Genomic DNA, 18,431 nt, shown 5'->3' with positions numbered 1-18,431 from the left:
AAAAAAGAATTAACGGCGGTTGCCGAAGATCCGCAGCAACATCAGGAACAGGTTGATGAAGTCCAGATACAAGGTCAACGCGCCAAGAATGGAATATTTGCGCAGGTTCGACGTGTCGCGGGTATCAATCTGCTCACCCATATTTTTCAGTTTCTGGGTGTCATACGCTGTCAATCCGACAAAGACAATCACGCCGATGTAGGTGACTGCCCACATCAACGCTTCGCTTTTCAGCCAGAAGTTGACCAGCGATGCCAGCACAATGCCGATCAACGCCATAAACAGCATATTGCCGAAACCACTTAGATCGCGCTTCGTGGTGTAACCGTACAGGCTCATTGCGCCGAACATCCCGGCAGTAACGACGAAAGTACTGGCGATAGAAGCAGCGGTATAGACAATGAAAATACTGGAAAGCGTAAGACCCGTCAGCGCCGAATAAAGCATAAAGAGCATCGTCGTTACACCTGCGCTCAGCTTTTGAATCATCGCTGATAACACAATAACCAGAGCTAATTGTGCTATTACCAGACCAATTAAAAAGATGCGGTTGGTGAATAATAGCTCCATAACGGCCGCGGAATTAGCCGCATACCAGGCAACAAACGCAGTAAGCAGCAAGCCTACTGTCATCCAGCCATAGACCTGTGCCATATAGGTTTGCAGGCCAGTTCGGGTTTGTACGATTGAATCAGAACGTGGGAATCTGTCCATGACGATCTCCTGAAGATATAAGGAATATCTTAAGAATACTGCAAAATGATGAGGCTGTGCATCGACGCAGCGTAAACGCATATACTGAGCGGTGAAATTGCCGGACGCAGCGGTGCCTTATCCGGCTAACAAAAAACTACCAGCGTTTTGCCGCCTGCTGATCGCTCTCCCGAGCTTCGACCCAGCGGTCGCCTTCCGGCGTGGCTTCGCGCTTCCAGAACGGTGCGCGGGTTTTGAGATAATCCATAATAAACTGCCCGGCTTCAAACGCACTGCTGCGATGCGCACTGGTGACACCGACAAAAACGATTTCATCGCCCGGCCATAATTCCCCGATGCGGTGAATCACCGTGACGCGCCCCAGCGGCCAGCGGTTACGCGCTTCATCGACAATTTCTGCCAGTGCTTTTTCAGTCATCCCCGGATAGTGTTCGAGGGTTAATGCTTTGACGCTGTCGCCAAGGTTATGGTTGCGCACCTTACCGGTAAAGGTGACTACCGCACCGTCTTCATCACGCTCCGCCAGCCACGGATACTCTTCTCCTACGCTGAACGGCTGCGGGCCGATAACAATTTTGGTTTCTGCCATCTTAACCTCCGGTTACCGGCGGGAAGAAAGCCACTTCGTCGCCGTCAGTCAGCGGATGGTCAAAACTCACCAGCGTCTGGTTGACAGCAGCCAGCAATTTGCCATCTTCCAGCGCCAGCGCCCAGCGATCGCTCTGCGCAGCCAGATGTTGGCGTAACGCTTCAACGGTTGGGAAATCCGCAGCTACTTCGGTTGCATCTGTTCCTACCAACTCGCGCACCTGGGCGAAAAAAAGAACTTTAATCATCCGCTTCCACCTTAAAGTCACCTGATTTGCCGCCGCTCTTTGCCAGCAAACGTACCGGACCAATCACCATATCTTTTTGCACCGCTTTGCACATGTCATAAATGGTCAGCGCCGCCACGGAGGCCGCGGTTAATGCTTCCATTTCGACACCGGTTTTCCCGGTCAGGCGGCATAAGGTTTCTATACGTACCCGATTGTGCTCCGGCTCAGCCTGTAAATTGACTTCAACTTTGCTGAGCATCAGCGGGTGACACAGCGGGATCAGATCCCAGGTGCGTTTTGCCGCCTGAATACCGGCAATACGCGCAGTGGCAAATACGTCGCCTTTGTGGTGGCGACCATCAATAATCATCGCCAGCGTCTCGCTGCGCATGGTGACAAAGGCTTCGGCGCGCGCTTCACGCACGGTTTCCGCTTTGGCGGAGACATCCACCATGTGCGCTTCGCCAGCGGCGTTGATATGGGTCAGTTGCGACATACTTATTTCTTCAAATGTGGATGGAAATTACACGGACGCGTACGGGCATCCAGCTGCGGCGCAATGATATTTTCCCATGCGGTACGGCACGCTTTGGTCGAACCCGGCATGGCGAAAATCAGCGTTTTGTTAGCGACGCCCGCTACCGCACGAGATTGCAACGTGGAAGTGCCAATCTCTTCGAACGACAACATCCGGAACACTTCACCAAAACCTTCAACTTCACGGTCGAACAACGGCAGCAACGCTTCGGGAGCCTGATCTCCTTCCGTCAGGCCAGTACCACCCGTAATCAACACCACTTGTACATCGTCGCTGGCGATCCACGCAGATACCTGAGCGCGAATAGCGTAGCGGTTTTCTTTCACAATGGCTTTATCGACAACGTGATGGCCCGCTTCTTGCGCCGAGTCGCGCAGATAGTGACCGGAGGTATCGTCTTCTTCACCGCGATGATTAGAAACCGTAAGAATAGCAATACGGGTCGGGATAAATTCAGTGCTTACCTGACTCATCTGATCTCTCCTTTTGACGTTTTAGCCACCAATGTACGATAAGTTTTGCGTAATACCGGTGTTGTTTTGATGCAGGAAATGGGTCTGTTTTTTCTCCCGCAGCGCCGCTGAAATACGCGCTTCCAGCGCCTGTTGCTGGGTATCGTCTTCCAGCAGATCGCGCAGGTTAACGCCGCCTTCACCAAACAGGCAGAGATGGAGTTTACCAATGGAGGAAACGCGCAGGCGGTTGCAAGTGGCGCAGAAGTCTTTTTCATACGGCATGATAAGGCCAATCTCTCCGGCGTAATCCGGATGACAAAAGACTTGCGCGGGACCGTCGCTGCGTTGACGTAATTGGTGGATCCAGCCGCGACGCAGTAGCTCGTCACGCAGAACCTGACCAGAGATGTGATGCTTACGGAAGAGCTCGCTGCCCTCGCCCGTTTCCATCAATTCGATGAAACGCAGCTGGATAGGGCGATGCTGGATCCAGTTCAGAAAGGTGTCGAGCTGATGATGATTAACATCACGCATCAGCACGGTATTGACTTTGACCTTCTCAAAACCGGCCTCAAATGCAGCATCGATTCCTGCCATGACCTGGTTGAATTTATCCTGCCCGGTAATGGCATGAAACTGGCGGGCGTCCAGACTATCAACGCTGACGTTGATGCCAGTAAGTCCAGCATCGCGCCAGTTCGCCACATCGCGTTCCAGACGGTAACCATTGGTGGTGACCGCAATCTGGCGGATAGCGTCGTTTTCCCGCACAGCGGCGATGATATCGGTAAAGTCGCGGCGTAAAGATGGCTCACCGCCCGTCAGACGGACTTTTTCGGTGCCAAGACTGGCGAAGGCGCGCGTAACCCGGCGAATTTCATCGACGGTAAGAAAGCCTTTATTGGTGACGCCGCTCGGTTTGTAGCCATCCGGCAGGCAGTAGGTGCAACGAAAGTTACACACATCGGTAATCGACAGGCGCAAGTAGTAAAACTTACGCGCAAATGCATCAGTCAGTTGTGAAGCCATGTACACCTTTCCAGATACGGGAGGCGAAGTCATTTCTTCCTTCGCCCTGGTGGCAATCTTTACGAGCATTGTCACGGCCAAAGCACCGTATCAGTTGACCCAGGTGCAGAGGCTAGAGTGTTTAGTGGTTAAGCCGATACTAGCGTGTAAATGAGATTTTTACCATCCACACTTTCGCTATGTAATCATGTATATAGCGTCATGATCGTGCTATTTCGCTACAGAATAAGGGAAAATGGCGGTTTTACTTTGATATACATCATCAGGAAGGCATAGCGTACATCGTCCTTTAGAGGTAGAAGAAAATAGTTTGTATCCTCAATATTGGCAGGTTAATTGCTGTTTCCCCGCAATTTGCGCTACTGTAGCGCGGATAATCTGACTCCAGGAAACTATATGCGCAATCGTACGCTGGCTGACCTTGATCGTGTCGTTGCTCTCGGCGGAGGGCATGGACTGGGACGCGTTCTCTCATCACTTTCGTCTTTGGGTTCTCGTTTAACGGGTATCGTCACCACCACGGATAATGGTGGCTCGACGGGGCGTATTCGCCGCTCAGAAGGCGGTATTGCCTGGGGCGATATGCGTAACTGCCTCAACCAGCTGATAACTGAACCCAGCGTCGCTTCCGCAATGTTTGAATATCGTTTCGGCGGTAATGGCGAACTTTCCGGGCACAACCTTGGAAACCTGATGCTGAAGGCACTGGATCACCTTAGCGTGCGACCTCTTGAAGCGATCAATCTGATTCGCAATCTGCTGAAAGTGGACGCACATTTGATTCCGATGTCGGAGCATCCTGTTGATCTGATGGCGATTGACGATCAGGGGCATGAAGTTTACGGCGAGGTCAATATCGACCAGTTAACTACGCCGATTCAAGAGTTATTGTTAACGCCTAATGTACCCGCAACCCGTGAGGCGGTTCACGCTATCAATGAAGCGGATCTCATCATTATTGGGCCTGGCAGTTTTTATACCAGCCTGATGCCAATTCTGCTGCTGAAGGAAATCGCACAGGCATTACGCCGCACGCCAGCGCCGATGGTCTATATCGGCAATCTGGGGCGTGAGTTAAGTTTACCTGCGGCTAATCTGAAGCTGGAAAGCAAGCTGGCAATTATGGAGCAGTATGTCGGTAAAAAAGTGATTGATGCGGTAGTTGTTGGGCCGAAAGCTGATGTATCCGCAGTTAACAACAGAATTGTGATTCAGGAAGTACTGGAGGCCAGCGATATCCCCTATCGTCATGACCGCCAGTTGTTACATAACGCGCTGGAAAAGGCATTACAGGCTTTAGGTTAACACGAAGCCGGAAGAATATTCCGGCTTCGTCATCTTGTCACGACGCGGCAATAAACAGCTCACGCAGCTGATGCAACTGGTCACGAATTTGCGCCGCTTCTTCGAACTCCAGATTCTGCGCGTGTTGCATCATCAACCCTTCCAGTTCATGGATCTTCTGCTGCAACGCTTTAGGCGACATATCCATCGGCACATTATCCGGCTCAACAATCGGGCGCGATTTTCCTCTGCCCTTCGCTTTGGTTTTGGCAATGTTCTGCCCCAGCGCCAGGATATCGACCACTTTCTTGTTCAAGCCTTGCGGCGTAATGCCGTGTTCCTCGTTGTACTTCTGCTGTTTCTCGCGGCGACGTTCGGTTTCGCCAATCGCTTTCGCCATTGATGGGGTGATCTTATCGCCGTAGAGAATCGCTTTACCGTTAACGTTACGTGCCGCACGACCAATGGTCTGGATCAACGAACGTTCGGAACGCAGGAAGCCTTCTTTGTCAGCGTCGAGGATCGCCACCAGCGACACTTCTGGCATATCCAGACCTTCGCGCAGTAAGTTGATCCCTACCAATACGTCGAACTCACCCAGACGCAAGTCGCGGATAATCTCCATACGTTCGACGGTGTCGATATCTGAGTGAAGATAACGCACGCGCTCACCGTGTTCTTCGAGATATTCAGTGAGATCTTCCGCCATCCGCTTGGTCAGAGTTGTAACCAGTACGCGTTCGTTAATTGCCGCTCGCTGACGAATCTCCGATAGAAGATCATCCACCTGTGTCGCTACCGGACGCACTTCAATAATCGGGTCAAGTAAGCCTGTTGGACGCACCACCTGATCCACCACATCGCCGCCGGATTTTTCCAGCTCGTAATTACCCGGCGTCGCCGAAACATAGATGGTTTGCGGCGCTAATGCTTCGAACTCTTCAAACTTAAGCGGACGGTTATCCAGCGCTGATGGCAGGCGGAAGCCATACTCCACCAGTGTCTCTTTACGCGCCCGGTCACCGCGATACATGCCACCAATTTGTGGAATGGTGACGTGAGATTCGTCGACGACCAGCAGCCCATCGGCAGGCAGGTAATCAAACAGCGTCGGCGGTGGCTCACCCGGTCCACGACCGGAGAGGAAGCGCGAGTAGTTTTCAATCCCCGAACAGTAGCCCAGCTCGTTCATCATCTCCAGATCAAACTGGGTACGCTGGGTCAGCCGCTGCTCTTCCAGCAGTTTGTTGTTTTCCAACAGCACTTTGCGTCTGGCGGCCAGTTCTTCTTTGATCTCCTCCATCGCCTGTACGATGCGCTCACGTGGCGTGACGTAGTGCGTTTTCGGGTAGATGGTAAAACGTGGAATAGTGGAAACAATCTGCCCGGTTAGCGGGTCAAATAACGACAATCGTTCCACTTCCTCGTCAAACAGTTCCACGCGAAGTGCAATGTCATCCGATTCTGCCGGGAAGATATCTATCACCTCACCACGAACGCGGAAAGTACCGCGCTGGAATGCCTGATCATTACGAGCGTATTGCAGCTCCGCCAGTCGGCGCAGGATCGCGCGCTGATCGATAATCATGCCGACCGTGAGATGGAGCATCATCTTGAGATATAAATCAGGATCGCCCAGACCATAAATCGCGGAAACAGACGCCACCACAACCACATCACGCCGCTCCAGCATCGCTTTGGTAGCGGACAAACGCATCTGCTCAATATGTTCGTTTACCGAGGCATCTTTCTCAATGAAGGTGTCGGAACTCGGTACATAGGCTTCCGGCTGATAGTAGTCGTAGTAGGAGACGAAATATTCCACCGCGTTTTCCGGGAAGAACTCTTTCATTTCGCCGTACAGTTGGGCCGCCAGCGTTTTGTTGGGCGCCAGTACCATGGTTGGGCGCTGAAGGTCAGCAATGACATTGGCGATGGTGAAGGTTTTCCCGGAGCCAGTTACACCGAGTAACGTCTGGTGCGCCAGGCCATCTTCCAGCCCCTCTTCGAGACGTCGAATCGCCTCTGGCTGATCGCCAGAAGGTTTAAAAGCGGAATTCAGTTTGAACGGTTTACTCATGAGTCGCTACCTGAAGGAGTTGGGCGGGCAGGTATGTAATTTTACTCGTCGTACTTAATTATGCCAACAAATTATACTGGATAAAAAAACAGTTTCTCACCATAATATTTCTGTTACAGCGTAAACTCCGCTGTCAATCATGAGCAAAATTTACTCTGTGGCGAGATAAAACTCCGGCCTTACCGGGTTATCCCCAAAGCAACGGCTTTTTTAACATTTGTCAAGATGAGTGATGACAGTTTTATGGCAAGAGATGCCTCTTCAGTGACTGCCATTGCAATTATCTAACCAGTTAAAAAATAAAAGATATTTCTTTGAGCCGTCTTTAACGCCAATTCGCGTGCAAGCCGCGTATTCTCTCGCTTGCCTCGTGTTTTCTAACTCTAATACACATGGTTATCCACAGGAATAGTGGATAACTGTCTGCAGCCCCTATCCCCCGCCGCCTGGGCAATTCCCACATTCACCGCATGATGCGGAGGTAAAATTTTTTTCGTGATTTTTTTAGAATTTAATTGGTTAAATTGCAGTCAATCGAAGACGCGATCTCGCTCGCAATTTAACCAAGTACAGGATGACTACATTAAGGCAAGATTGATGTACTTTCCGGTTGCCGCATTTTCTGGATTTTCTGCAAGCCAGGGAATTTCGCCCAGCAGCGGCGCGGGAATCATGCGGGTGAGCGTGGTCATATATTCAGCGTGACGTTTTCCCGGAGGCGTGACATCGTTCGCCACCCAACCCGCCAGAGTCAGTCCGGCGTGTAGTATTGCCTGCGCAGTCAACATCGCGTGATTAATACAGCCGAGTTTCACACCAACTACCAGTATCACCGGCAGTTGTTCCTGTGTTACCCAATCCGCAAAAGTGAAAGTGTCAGAAAGCGGCGTAAACCAGCCGCCAGCACCTTCCACTAGCACCCAGTCAGCCTGTTGTTCAAGCGCGCGTAATCCGGCGCTCATTACCGATGATTCTATCGGCCTGCCCTCTTGCGCGCTGATGATGTGCGGCGAGGTGGGTTCTGCGAAGGTATAAGGATTTACCGTTGCGTAATCCAGCTGCAGGCTACTGATGCGCTGTAACGCCAGTGCGTCACTATTACGTAAGCCTTTCGGGGTCTTTTCGCTGCCAGAGGCCACCGGTTTATAACCTGCCGTCCGGTAGCCTGCTGCCTTTGCGGCTTGTAAAAGCGCACAGCTGGCGACAGTTTTCCCCACTTCGGTATCCGTTCCGGTGACAAAATAACATTTACTCACGAGCAATCACTCCCAAAAAAAGATGATACGTCAGAGGATATCGCCCCTGTTGTTGCGGCCAGGCCAGTTGCAATCGCTGCAACTGCGAACGCGTTAATATTCGCGGGTCGCGCCCTTCATGAAGATGCGTGGCACCGATGCCTTTCAGCGAACGCATGGCACTGAGCGCATCATCAAACCACAGCGTGATGGGCTGAATATGATGTTGATAATGCACGCCGTTCAGTGACTGTTCGATTTCATCTGGCGGTAAAAAGCGATTAGCATGCGGACGCTCGTCCACCGCCTGCCACGCCTGATGCAGTTCGGGTAACGATCCCTGCACCAGCGTGGTAAACGCGACCACGCCTCCGGGGCGCACCACCCGATACAGCTCGCGGAGTGCCGTGGATAAATTACCGCACCACTGCACCGCGAGATTGCTCCATGCAAGATCGAAGGTTGCAGTCGCTAACGGCAGGGATTCGATATCTCCCGCCAGATAATGGTCTGCGGCATCCTTCTGGCGTGCCTGAACAAGCATTGGCGGAGAGAGATCTAACGCCGTCACCTGCGCGTGACGTTCCCGCCAGTGGCGGCTCATCCAGCCTGGCCCACACCCCGCGTCCAGTACGTGGGTGTATTTACGCTGTGGGAGCATTGCCAGTAAGACGTCAGCACTCTGACGCTGTAACTCTGCGTGTTGCTCATAGTGCGCGGCTGCCCGGCCAAATGCCGCCGCAATGGCTTGTTTATTGACCGTTGCCATGCAGCACCTCCAGCAGACGGTCGATATCCTGCATTTCATGCGCTGCGGTTAGCGTTAAGCGCAGTCGCGCAGTACCAGCGGGTACGGTTGGCGGGCGAATCGCCGTGACCCAGCAGCCTTGCTCGCGCAGTTTTTCTGCCAGTTGTAACGCACGGCTGTTATCACCGACGATCAATGGCTGGATGGCGCTCCATGAATCAGCAAGCGTAAACGGCAAATCCTGCACTCCGGCACGAAAACGCGTTATGAGTGCCGCCAGTTTTTCGCGCCGTGCATCACCCTCATCACTGCGAATGACCGCCAGCGACGCACGTAATGCCTGCGCCTGAGCGGGCGGCATACTGGTGCTGTAGATAAGATGGCGGGCGAATTGCAGCAGATAATCCGCCACCGTATTGGAGCAAAGCACCGCTGCCCCGCTGACGCCAAATCCTTTGCCAAAAGTCACCACCAGCAATTCTGGTTTTACCTTTTGCAGCCAGCAGCTGCCACGCCCCTGCTCCCCGATAACGCCCGTGCCGTGGGCGTCATCGACCATCAACCAGCCATCGTGCTGTTGCGTTACCTGCTGGATTTCCTCCAGTGGCGCACTATCGCCGTCCATGCTGAACACGCCTTCTGTCACTACCAGTTGCTGCCCTGGACAGGGGGAAGCAAGCAGTCGCGCCAGATGAGTGACATCGTTATGAGCAAAACGGCGAAGCGGCGACGGGCTTAAACTTGCAGCCTCCAGCAATGAGGCATGGCTAAGCCGGTCGGCAACAATACGGTCCTCTTTCGCCATCATCGCGGTAATAACTGCCTGGTTAGCGGCAAAACCAGAGATAAACAGCAGTGCCCGCGAATAGCCCAGCCACTCGGCCAGTTCTTCTTCCAGCGCCTGATGCGCCACGCTATAACCGCTGACGTGACCGGAGCCGCCGCTACCGACGCCAAATTGCTCCGCACTCTGCTTCCAGGCACGGATAATTTGCGGATGATGGCTTAAACCTAAATAATCGTTACTGGAAAAGTTCAGATACTGGCGATCGTCCGCCACCAGCCAGCGTCCGGCTCCTTGCGCCACTGGATAACGGCGACGCAGGGCATCGGCAGCACGCCGCGCATCGAGCGCCGCGTTGATTTTCTCCTGCCAGCTCATAGTGCTGCCGCGTTGTAATATTCGTCAGTGTCCGGGGTCATCAGCGCCTGCTCCAGACGCTGCTGTTGTTCGTTATCGCCCGCCAGCACGGCAGTTTGCTGCGGATTTAGCCCCAGTTTGCGGAACAGTTGCAGGTCTTTATCTTCTTCCGGATTCGGCGTGGTCAGCAGTTTGCAACCGTAGAAAATCGAGTTTGCGCCAGCCATAAAGCACATCGCCTGAGTCTGTTCGTTCATCTGCTCGCGTCCGGCAGAAAGGCGTACGTAAGAGGTCGGCATCATGATCCGCGCTACGGCAATGGTGCGAATAAAATCAAAGGCATCGACATCATCGTTATCCGCCAGCGGTGTGCCTTTCACCTTCACCAGCATGTTGATTGGCACGCTTTCCGGCGGCGTCGGCAGGTTTGCCAGTTGCAGTAATAATCCGGCGCGATCTTTCACCGTTTCGCCTAAGCCCACAATACCACCTGAGCAGACTTTGATCCCGGCATCGCGCACTTTTTCCAGCGTATCGAGGCGTTCCTGATAAGTGCGTGTGGTGATGATATTGCCGTAAAACTCCGGCGAGGTGTCGAGGTTGTGGTTGTAGTAATCCAGCCCGGCGTTCGCAAGGCGCTGCGCCTGAGATTCACTCAACGTACCCAGCGTCATACACGCCTCCAGCCCCATCGCTTTTACTCCCTGCACCATTTGTTCCAGGTACGGCATATCGCGTTCGTGGGGATTCTTCCACGCCGCGCCCATGCAGAAGCGCGTCGATCCTGCCGCTTTCGCTTTGCGCGCCGACTCCAGCACCTGTTCAACTTCCATCAACCGCTCGGCTTCCAGCCCGGTTTTGTAGCGCGAGCTTTGCGGGCAGTATTTGCAATCTTCCGGACAAGCTCCGGTCTTAATTGACAGCAAAGTGCTGACCTGCACCTGACGTGGATCGAAATGCTGACGATGCACCTGCTGCGCTTCAAACAGCAGATCCAGCAACGGTTTTTCAAATAATTCTGTGACTTGCGACAATGTCCAGCGTGGGCGGTGAGCCATGGGGCTTCTCCAAAACGTGTTTTTGTTGTTAATTCGGTGTAGACTCGTAAACCTAAATCTTTTCAATTTGGTTTACAAGTCAATTATGACAACGGACGATCTTGCCTTTGACCAACGCCATATCTGGCACCCATACACATCCATGACCTCCCCGCTACCGGTTTATCCGGTGGCGAGCGCCGAAGGTTGCGAGCTAATTTTGTCTGACGGCAGACGCCTTGTTGACGGTATGTCGTCCTGGTGGGCGGCGATCCACGGTTACAATCACCCGCAGCTTAATGCGGCGATGAAATCGCAAATTGATGCTATGTCGCATGTGATGTTTGGCGGTATCACCCATGCGCCCGCCATTGAGCTGTGCCGCAAATTGGTGGCAATGACGCCGCAACCGCTGGAGTGCGTTTTTCTCGCGGACTCCGGCTCCGTAGCGGTAGAAGTGGCGATGAAAATGGCGTTGCAGTACTGGCAGGCCAAAGGCGAAGCGCGCCAGCGTTTTCTGACCTTCCGCAATGGTTATCATGGCGATACCTTTGGCGCGATGTCGGTGTGCGATCCGGACAACTCAATGCACAGCCTGTGGAAAGGCTATCTGCCAGAAAACTTGTTTGCTCCCGCTCCACAAAGCCGCATGGATGGCGAATGGGATGAGCGCGATATGGTGGGCTTTGCCCGCCTGATGGCGGCGCATCGTCATGAAATCGCGGCGGTGATCATTGAACCGATTGTCCAGGGCGCAGGCGGGATGCGCATGTACCATCCGGAATGGTTAAAACGAATCCGCAAAATGTGCGATCGCGAAGGTATCTTGCTGATTGCCGACGAGATCGCCACCGGATTTGGTCGTACCGGCAAACTGTTTGCCTGTGAACATGCAGATATCGCGCCGGACATTTTGTGCCTCGGTAAAGCCTTAACCGGCGGCACAATGACCCTTTCCGCCACACTCACCACGCGCGAGGTTGCAGAAACCATCAGTAACGGCGAAGCCGGCTGCTTTATGCATGGGCCAACTTTTATGGGCAATCCGCTGGCCTGCGCAGCAGCAAACGCCAGCCTGGCGATTCTCGAATCTGGCGACTGGCAGCATCAGGTGGCGGCTATTGAAGTACAGCTACGCGAGCAACTTGCCCCCGCCGGTGACGCCGAAATGGTTGCCGATGTGCGCGTACTGGGGGCAATCGGCGTGGTCGAAACCACTCGTCCGGTGAATATGGCAGCGCTGCAAAAATTCTTTGTCGAACAGGGTGTCTGGATCCGGCCTTTTGGCAAACTGATTTACCTGATGCCGCCCTATATTATTCTCCCGCAACAGTTGCAGCGTCTGACCGCAGCGGTTAATCGTGCGGTGCAGGATGAAACATTTTTTTGCCAATAACGGGAAGTCAGCATGAGGGTTTCTGGCTACACTTTCTGCAAACAAGAAAGGAGGGCTCATGAAACTCATCAGTAATGATTTACGCGATGGCGATAAGCTGCCGCATCGTCATGTCTTTAACGGCATGGGTTACGATGGCGATAATATTTCACCGCATCTGGCGTGGGATGATGTTCCTGTGGGAACGAAAAGTTTTGTCGTCACCTGCTACGACCCGGATGCGCCAACCGGCTCCGGCTGGTGGCACTGGGTAGTTGTTAATTTACCCGCTGATACCCGCGTATTACCGCAAGGGTTTGGCTCTGGTCTGGTAGCAATGCCAGACGGCGTTTTGCAGACGCGTACCGACTTTGGTAAAACCGGGTACGATGGCGCAGCGCCGCCGAAAGGCGAAACCCATCGCTACATTTTTACCGTTCACGCGCTGGATGTAGAACGTATTGATGTCGATGAAGGTGCCAGCGGCGCGATGGTCGGGTTTAACGTTCATTTTCACTCTCTGGCGAGTGCCTCGATTACTGCGATGTTTAGTTAATCACTCTGCCAGATGGCGCAATGCCATCTGGTATCACTTAAAGGTATTAAAAACAACTTTTTGTCTTTTTACCTTCCCGTTTCGCTCAAGTTAGTATAAAAAAGCAGGCTTCAACGGATTCATTTTTCTATTTCATAGCCCGGAGCAACCTGTGAACACATTTTCAGTTTCCCGTCTGGCGCTGGCATTGGCTTTTGGCGTGACGCTGACCGCCTGTAGCTCAACACCGCCCGATCAACGTCCTTCTGATCAAACCGCGCCTGGTACCTCTTCTCGCCCGATTCTGTCGGCAAAAGAAGCGCAGAATTTCGATGCTCAACACTATTTTGCATCCCTGACACCAGGTGCTGCAGCGTGGAATCCTTCCCCGATTACCCTGCCTGCACAACCTGACTTTGTTGTCGGCCCGGCGGGTACTCAAGGTGTAACGCATACCACGATTCAGGCGGCGGTAGATGCGGCAATTATCAAGCGTACCAACAAGCGCCAGTATATTGCCGTGATGCCTGGTGAGTATCAGGGAACGGTGTATGTCCCTGCCGCTCCGGGTGGAATTACTCTGTACGGTACAGGTGAAAAACCGATTGATGTGAAGATTGGGCTTTCCCTTGATGGTGGCATGAGCCCTGCCGACTGGCGTCACGACGTCAACCCGCGCGGCAAATATATGCCAGGTAAACCGGCGTGGTATATGTACGATAGCTGCCAGAGTAAACGCAGCGACAGTATCGGTGTTCTCTGCTCTGCGGTCTTCTGGTCACAAAACAATGGCCTGCAACTGCAAAACCTGACCATCGAAAACACGCTGGGCGATAGCGTAGATGCGGGTAACCATCCGGCGGTGGCACTGCGTACTGATGGCGACAAAGTGCAGATCAATAACGTCAACATTCTCGGTCGTCAGAACACCTTCTTTGTCACCAACAGCGGTGTGCAGAACCGTCTGGAAACGAATCGTCAGCCGCGTACGCTGGTGACCAACAGCTATATTGAAGGGGATGTGGATATCGTTTCTGGTCGCGGCGCAGTGGTGTTCGATAATACCGAATTCCGCGTGGTGAACTCACGTACTCAGCAAGAAGCGTATGTGTTTGCACCGGCTACGCTGTCTAACATCTATTACGGTTTCCTCGCCGTAAACAGCCGTTTCAATGCTTCCGGTGATGGCGTGGCGCAACTGGGCCGCTCGCTGGATGTTGATGCCAATACCAACGGTCAGGTAGTGATCCGTGATAGCGCCATCAACGAAGGTTTTAACACGGCGAAACCGTGGGCCGATGCGGTGATTTCCAATCGTCCGTTTGCGGGTAATACTGGCAACGTTGATGATAACGACGAAGTACAGCGCAATCTGAATGACACTAACTACAACCGCATGTGGGAATACAATAACCGCGGCGTGGGTAGCAAAGTGGTTGCAGAGGCGAAGAAGTAAAAAAGAAAACCCGATAGTCTGAACCATCGGGTTAATGAAACAGGGCGCTATATTTCATAGCGCCTTTTTTTACATCTGACGGTTTTTATTGAAGTTAATCAAACTACCCGCCTTGATAATCTCGCGCTCTTCAGCAGTCAGACTTTCCATATAGAGCGTAATCTCTGTTACCGGCGCATCTTCATGGATCACATAACCTTTAAACGTCGTACCCGGATTATCCAGCGCAGCTTTAATGCCAGGGATGTAAATGTAATCCCCCACTTCAAACGTTGGTGCTTCCGCCATTTGCAGCGGTAACATCCCCCAGTTGATGACGTTAGAACGATAGCGTTTAGTCGCGTACTCCTCGGCAATATTCGCCAGACCGCCAATCACACGCTGACAACTCGCCGCCTGTTCACGCGCAGAACCATCGCCTGGTTTCACCGCATAGACCATACTGCCAATTTCAGTTTGCAGCGGATCAATATGCTCCTGACCAGCAATCTGCTTAATGCGCGCAAACACCTCTGTCAGCTCGCTGACATTTCCCGCCAGACGCTGATTTTCCAGCTCGGCAGTCGCTTTACTTCTGCCAACATAACCTGGATCGCGGCGTGACAGAGTAAACTCCGCCAGACCAATCGGATTTGAACGATATGAAGAGGTTTCACCGGAAGGAATCAGTTCGTCGGTGGTGGTCACTTCGTCGAGGATCTTCGAGCACACTTTGAGGACGATATTGTCAGTCAGCGCACCCAATTCTGGCCAGTCTTTAATGTTCGGTCCGTAAATCAGCGGTTGCTGGGTCGCCCCTTTCACAAAGCCCTGATAAACACGGTTTTTATACGGCGTTACATCGAAGGCGTACTCCGGCACGTTGTCCCAGCAATCGAGTTCGCTGGCAGAGGTTAAATAGCCACCGTTTGCCGCAGTCGCAGCGATAGAACGAGCGTCCATCAACGCCACCGCTGACATCTGCCCATTAGCTGGCTTAGAGCCTTCGCGGTTCGGGAAGTTACGCGTGGTGTGGCGAATACTCAAACCGTTATTGATTGGTGTATCGCCCGCGCCAAAGCATGGGCCGCAGAACGCGGTTCTGATGATTGCGCCTGCGCCAATCAAATCTGCTACCACACCTTTTTTGGCGAGATCCATAAACACGGGCTGTGATGACGGGTAAACCGCTAACGAGAAGGTGTCATTGCCACAGGATTGACCGCGCAGTGCATTCGCCGCCGCGATGACGTTTTCGTAGTTACCGCCAGAACAGCCCGCGATAATCCCCTGCTGCACTTTCAGGCGACCATTTTCCACTTTATCCAGCAGCGAGAGTTTGGCTTTACCGTGCGCCACGCGTTCGGACTCAATTTCAATCTCACGCAGAATGTCGGTCAGGTTCTGGTTCAGCGTGTCGATTTCATACACGTTGCTCGGGTGGAATGGCAGCGCAATCATTGGTTTGATGGCGCTTAAATCAACGCTGATGCAGCCATCGTAGTACGCCATTGGTTGAGGGTTAAGTTGGCAGTAATCCTGGCCGCGACCGTGCAGCGCCAGCCAGTTATGGACTTCTTCATCGGTTTGCCAGACAGAACTTAAACAGGTCGTTTCAGTGGTCATAACGTCAACGCTGTTACGGAAATCGGTAGAGAGCGCAGCAACACCGGGACCTACGAATTCCATCACTTTGTTTTTGACGTATCCGTTTTTGAACACGGCACCGATGATAGCCAGCGCCACATCCTGCGGCCCCACATACGGCGCTGGTTTTCCGGTCAGATGCACCGCAACCACGCCCGGATAGTCGATATCCCAGGTGTCATTAAGCAGTTGTTTTACCAGCTCGCCGCCGCCCTCACCGACTGCCATTGTCCCTAATGCACCGTAACGGGTATGGCTGTCTGACCCGAGGATCATTTTGCCGCCGCCTGCCATCATCTCACGCATATATTGATGGATGACCGCAATGTGCGGAGGCACAAAAATACCGCCATAACGCTGGGCCGCCGATAAACCAAAAACATGGTCATCACCGTTAATGGTGCCGCCGACGGCGCAGAGTGAGTTATGGCAGTTGGTCAGCACATACGGCAGCGGGAAACGTTCCATACCGGACGCTTTAGCGGTCTGTACAATACCAACAAAGGTAATATCGTGAGAGGCTAATGAATCAAACTTAATTTTAAGTTTATCCATATTTCCGGACGTATTATGAGAAGAGAGAATAGACCAGGCAATAGTGCCTTTTTTGGCTTCTTCTTTTTTAATTTCGCCGGTGAAATGTTCTTCGGCAATTATTTCGTTATTACTGGCGAGAAACACGCCTTTTTCAGATAACTTGATCATCAAATGCTCCAGATATCTGCGCACCGTGAAGTGCGCAGAAAGATAATAAATGGATATACTCTAAATAATTCGAGTTGCAGGAAGGCGACAAGCGAGTGAATCCCCAGGAGCTTACATAAGTAAGTGACTGGGGTGAGCGAACGCAGACGCAACACATGCAACTTGAAGTATGACGAGTATATTTACAGCATGTTCCAGCCGATCAGCATATTCCACCACCACACGCCGAGGGTGATATGCACCAGGAAGGTTAATATCGTCAGTACCGCACCGACCAACCACCAGGATTTAATATCGTTGTAACCCACGCCAAAGATGACCGGACCTGCCGCGCCGCCATAGTGAGTAACCATGCCGCCATAGGAGTTAGAGAACAACAGTGCCAGCGCGGTTAACATTAACGGTGCGCCGGAGACATTCGCCAGCATGGCAAATACCGGTAACATGGCAACGATATAGGCACTACCGGAAGCGAAGAAATAACGCACGATGATGCTGAGGAAAATAATAACGAAGAAAGCAACGTTACCGTGACCATCAAATGCCAGGTTATTTTTAAAGACTTCAGCTAACCATTCGAAGAATTTAACTTTCGATAATAAGGAGCTTAAGCCGATAATACCGCCGTACCAGATTAAGGTATTCCAGCCGCCTTTATTTTTAACCACGTCTTCCCAGGTAACGATACCCAGCAGCAGCATAGTCGCCATAACAACGATTGCCACGGTGGATTCATCAACCCCCAGTGACTTACTGAAAATCCAGCCCAGCAGCGCCAGCACGAAGACACCGAGCAGCATTTTTTCGCGGATTTTCATCGGTCCCAGTTCGGCAAGGCCCGCTTTGGCGATGGTTTTGTTATCCACCTTCTTAATTTCTGGCGGATACATGGTGTAAATCACCAGCGGGGTGACCAGCAGCATAATGATGCCAGGCAATCCGGCGGCTAGCGCCCATCCACCCCAGCTAATTTGCAGGTGCAGAATGTCGTTGATCATTTTCAGCGCCAGAATGTTCCCCGCCATTGCGGTAAAGAACATATAGCTGGTGGTTTTGGTGACCATGTAAATGGACATCATCAGGTAATGTCCAACACGACGCGGACTTTTTTCCGGTTCTGATCCCAAAGCCACTGCCACGCTGTTGATGATCGGTAACACGATGCCGCCCGCACGCGCGGTGTTAGACGGTGTTGCCGGAGCCAGTACCAGATCGAGAAATACCGTAACGTAACCCAGACCCAGCGTGGTGTTACCGATTTTACCAATCAGCAGATAGGCAATACGTTTACCTAAACCGGTGGTCACAAATGCGGCGCTTAAGGTAAACGCCGAGAACACCAGCCAGGTGGTACCTGAAGAGTAACCGCTTAATACGGCGGTGGTCTTAAACGCACCGTCGGATAAGTTACCGACCACCACCATTGAGGCAGCAACGGCAATTAACAGTACGACAGGTTCCGGGAAAGGCTTGATAACCAGCCCCACAATGGCCGCCAGGTAAATACCAAAAAGAACCCACGCCAGTTCGCTTAATCCTGCCGGAGCTGGCATAAAGCCAATAATACATGGGATCGCTAATATCAGAATTAGCTTCCATAACGATTTTTTATTCATTTAAAATCCTGTTCTTTCTGTATGACTCATACAGAAGTC

17 protein-coding genes and 1 riboswitch are annotated in these 18,431 nt (G+C 52.4%); of the genes, 4 read left to right on the top strand and 13 right to left on the bottom strand.

From position 1 onward, the window contains the following. Positions 1 to 9: 9 nt before the first annotated feature. From ACJHX7_RS00215 to moaA, 6 genes are all read right to left on the bottom strand, one after another. Entirely contained in the window at positions 10 to 714 is a 705-nt protein-coding gene (locus ACJHX7_RS00215) for a Bax inhibitor-1/YccA family protein (protein WP_001361291.1), read from the bottom strand. 136 nt (positions 715 to 850) lie between these two features. Next, on the bottom strand, positions 851 to 1,303 hold the full coding sequence (gene moaE, locus ACJHX7_RS00210) for a molybdopterin synthase catalytic subunit MoaE (RefSeq protein WP_000852273.1): 453 nt from the start codon (positions 1,301 to 1,303) through the stop codon (positions 851 to 853). A gap of 1 nt (position 1,304) precedes the next feature. Beyond that, on the bottom strand, positions 1,305 to 1,550 hold the full coding sequence (gene moaD, locus ACJHX7_RS00205) for a molybdopterin synthase sulfur carrier subunit (protein WP_000598612.1): 246 nt from the start codon (positions 1,548 to 1,550) through the stop codon (positions 1,305 to 1,307). Further along, positions 1,543 to 2,028 (bottom strand): cyclic pyranopterin monophosphate synthase MoaC, encoded by a 486-nt coding sequence (moaC, locus tag ACJHX7_RS00200; RefSeq protein WP_000080885.1) that lies wholly within the window; start codon positions 2,026 to 2,028, stop codon positions 1,543 to 1,545. Before moaC ends, moaD begins: the two co-directional genes overlap by 8 nt. 2 nt (positions 2,029 to 2,030) lie before the next feature. After that, positions 2,031 to 2,543 carry a molybdenum cofactor biosynthesis protein B gene (moaB, locus tag ACJHX7_RS00195; protein ID WP_094030351.1) on the bottom strand — a complete coding sequence of 171 codons (513 nt, stop codon included), beginning with the start codon at positions 2,541 to 2,543 and terminating at the stop codon, positions 2,031 to 2,033. 21 nt (positions 2,544 to 2,564) lie between these two features. Next, positions 2,565 to 3,554: a GTP 3',8-cyclase MoaA gene (gene moaA, locus ACJHX7_RS00190; RefSeq protein WP_001295301.1), complete on the bottom strand. Its 990-nt coding sequence runs from the start codon at positions 3,552 to 3,554 to the stop codon at positions 2,565 to 2,567. After that, a riboswitch (molybdenum cofactor riboswitch) is annotated at positions 3,542 to 3,686 on the bottom strand. It overlaps the preceding gene by 13 nt. A gap of 264 nt (positions 3,687 to 3,950) precedes the next feature. Between moaA and yvcK the strand changes: the two genes are divergently transcribed. Next, positions 3,951 to 4,859 (top strand): uridine diphosphate-N-acetylglucosamine-binding protein YvcK, encoded by a 909-nt coding sequence (gene yvcK, locus ACJHX7_RS00185; protein ID WP_032170980.1) that lies wholly within the window; start codon positions 3,951 to 3,953, stop codon positions 4,857 to 4,859. A 37-nt stretch (positions 4,860 to 4,896) separates the two neighbouring features. Here the strand turns inward: yvcK and uvrB are convergent, their stop codons facing one another. The 5 genes from uvrB to bioB form a co-directional block, all read right to left on the bottom strand. After that, a complete protein-coding gene (uvrB, locus tag ACJHX7_RS00180) occupies positions 4,897 to 6,918 on the bottom strand; it encodes an excinuclease ABC subunit UvrB (RefSeq protein WP_000042533.1) in 2,022 nt (673 codons plus the stop codon). A 578-nt stretch (positions 6,919 to 7,496) separates the two neighbouring features. Further along, complete coding sequence (gene bioD, locus ACJHX7_RS00175) at positions 7,497 to 8,174, bottom strand: dethiobiotin synthase (RefSeq protein WP_000030920.1); 678 nt, start codon at positions 8,172 to 8,174, stop codon at positions 7,497 to 7,499. Beyond that, positions 8,167 to 8,922 (bottom strand): malonyl-ACP O-methyltransferase BioC, encoded by a 756-nt coding sequence (gene bioC / locus ACJHX7_RS00170; protein WP_094030350.1) that lies wholly within the window; start codon positions 8,920 to 8,922, stop codon positions 8,167 to 8,169. The genes bioD and bioC overlap by 8 nt, the downstream gene beginning before the upstream one ends. After that, on the bottom strand, positions 8,906 to 10,063 hold the full coding sequence (gene bioF / locus ACJHX7_RS00165) for an 8-amino-7-oxononanoate synthase (protein ID WP_094030349.1): 1,158 nt from the start codon (positions 10,061 to 10,063) through the stop codon (positions 8,906 to 8,908). Before bioF ends, bioC begins: the two co-directional genes overlap by 17 nt. Continuing rightward, positions 10,060 to 11,100, bottom strand: a complete 1,041-nt coding sequence (gene bioB / locus ACJHX7_RS00160) for a biotin synthase BioB (RefSeq protein WP_000951213.1) — start codon at positions 11,098 to 11,100, stop codon at positions 10,060 to 10,062. The genes bioF and bioB overlap by 4 nt, the downstream gene beginning before the upstream one ends. An 85-nt stretch (positions 11,101 to 11,185) precedes the next feature. On the opposite strand from bioB, the gene bioA reads away from it, so the two are divergent. The 3 genes from bioA (at position 11,186) to ACJHX7_RS00145 (ending at position 14,445) form a co-directional block, all read left to right on the top strand. Then, complete coding sequence (gene bioA, locus ACJHX7_RS00155; RefSeq protein ID WP_094030348.1) at positions 11,186 to 12,475, top strand: adenosylmethionine--8-amino-7-oxononanoate transaminase; 1,290 nt, start codon at positions 11,186 to 11,188, stop codon at positions 12,473 to 12,475. 58 nt (positions 12,476 to 12,533) lie between these two features. Next, a complete protein-coding gene (locus ACJHX7_RS00150) occupies positions 12,534 to 13,010 on the top strand; it encodes a kinase inhibitor (protein ID WP_000767411.1) in 477 nt (158 codons plus the stop codon). Between the two features lie 151 nt (positions 13,011 to 13,161). After that, a complete protein-coding gene (locus ACJHX7_RS00145) occupies positions 13,162 to 14,445 on the top strand; it encodes a putative acyl-CoA thioester hydrolase (RefSeq protein WP_001091559.1) in 1,284 nt (427 codons plus the stop codon). A 69-nt stretch (positions 14,446 to 14,514) separates the two neighbouring features. Here the strand turns inward: ACJHX7_RS00145 and ACJHX7_RS00140 are convergent, their stop codons facing one another. Together ACJHX7_RS00140 and ACJHX7_RS00135 are read right to left on the bottom strand one after the other, a co-directional pair. Further along, positions 14,515 to 16,776 carry a hydratase gene (locus ACJHX7_RS00140; RefSeq protein WP_000593905.1) on the bottom strand — a complete coding sequence of 754 codons (2,262 nt, stop codon included), beginning with the start codon at positions 16,774 to 16,776 and terminating at the stop codon, positions 14,515 to 14,517. Positions 16,777 to 16,958: 182 nt separating this feature from the next. Next, entirely contained in the window at positions 16,959 to 18,392 is a 1,434-nt protein-coding gene (locus tag ACJHX7_RS00135) for an anion permease (RefSeq protein ID WP_001036475.1), read from the bottom strand. Positions 18,393 to 18,431: the final 39 nt, after the last annotated feature.

Source organism: Escherichia sp. WS1451 (genome assembly GCF_046487365.1).
Classification (GTDB): Bacteria; Pseudomonadota; Gammaproteobacteria; order Enterobacterales; family Enterobacteriaceae; genus Escherichia; species Escherichia coli.
This window is presented reverse-complemented; position numbering and strand designations above follow the sequence as displayed.

Bases quoted from the DNA above. Each gene is read 5' to 3' on its own strand.
- moaC (WP_000080885.1), bottom strand. From the start codon at position 2,028: ATGTCGCAACTGACCCATATCAACGCCGCTGGCGAAGCGCACATGGTG.
- bioB (WP_000951213.1), bottom strand. From the start codon at position 11,100: ATGGCTCACCGCCCACGCTGGACATTGTCGCAAGTCACAGAATTATTT.
- yvcK (WP_032170980.1), top strand. From the start codon at position 3,951: ATGCGCAATCGTACGCTGGCTGACCTTGATCGTGTCGTTGCTCTCGGC.
- moaD (WP_000598612.1), bottom strand. From the start codon at position 1,550: ATGATTAAAGTTCTTTTTTTCGCCCAGGTGCGCGAGTTGGTAGGAACA.
- uvrB (WP_000042533.1), bottom strand. From the start codon at position 6,918: ATGAGTAAACCGTTCAAACTGAATTCCGCTTTTAAACCTTCTGGCGAT.
- ACJHX7_RS00150 (WP_000767411.1), top strand. From the start codon at position 12,534: ATGAAACTCATCAGTAATGATTTACGCGATGGCGATAAGCTGCCGCAT.
- moaB (WP_094030351.1), bottom strand. From the start codon at position 2,543: ATGAGTCAGGTAAGCACTGAATTTATCCCGACCCGTATTGCTATTCTT.
- ACJHX7_RS00140 (WP_000593905.1), bottom strand. From the start codon at position 16,776: ATGATCAAGTTATCTGAAAAAGGCGTGTTTCTCGCCAGTAATAACGAA.
- bioC (WP_094030350.1), bottom strand. From the start codon at position 8,922: ATGGCAACGGTCAATAAACAAGCCATTGCGGCGGCATTTGGCCGGGCA.
- moaE (WP_000852273.1), bottom strand. From the start codon at position 1,303: ATGGCAGAAACCAAAATTGTTATCGGCCCGCAGCCGTTCAGCGTAGGA.
- ACJHX7_RS00135 (WP_001036475.1), bottom strand. From the start codon at position 18,392: ATGAATAAAAAATCGTTATGGAAGCTAATTCTGATATTAGCGATCCCA.
- bioA (WP_094030348.1), top strand. From the start codon at position 11,186: ATGACAACGGACGATCTTGCCTTTGACCAACGCCATATCTGGCACCCA.
- moaA (WP_001295301.1), bottom strand. From the start codon at position 3,554: ATGGCTTCACAACTGACTGATGCATTTGCGCGTAAGTTTTACTACTTG.
- bioF (WP_094030349.1), bottom strand. From the start codon at position 10,063: ATGAGCTGGCAGGAGAAAATCAACGCGGCGCTCGATGCGCGGCGTGCT.
- ACJHX7_RS00215 (WP_001361291.1), bottom strand. From the start codon at position 714: ATGGACAGATTCCCACGTTCTGATTCAATCGTACAAACCCGAACTGGC.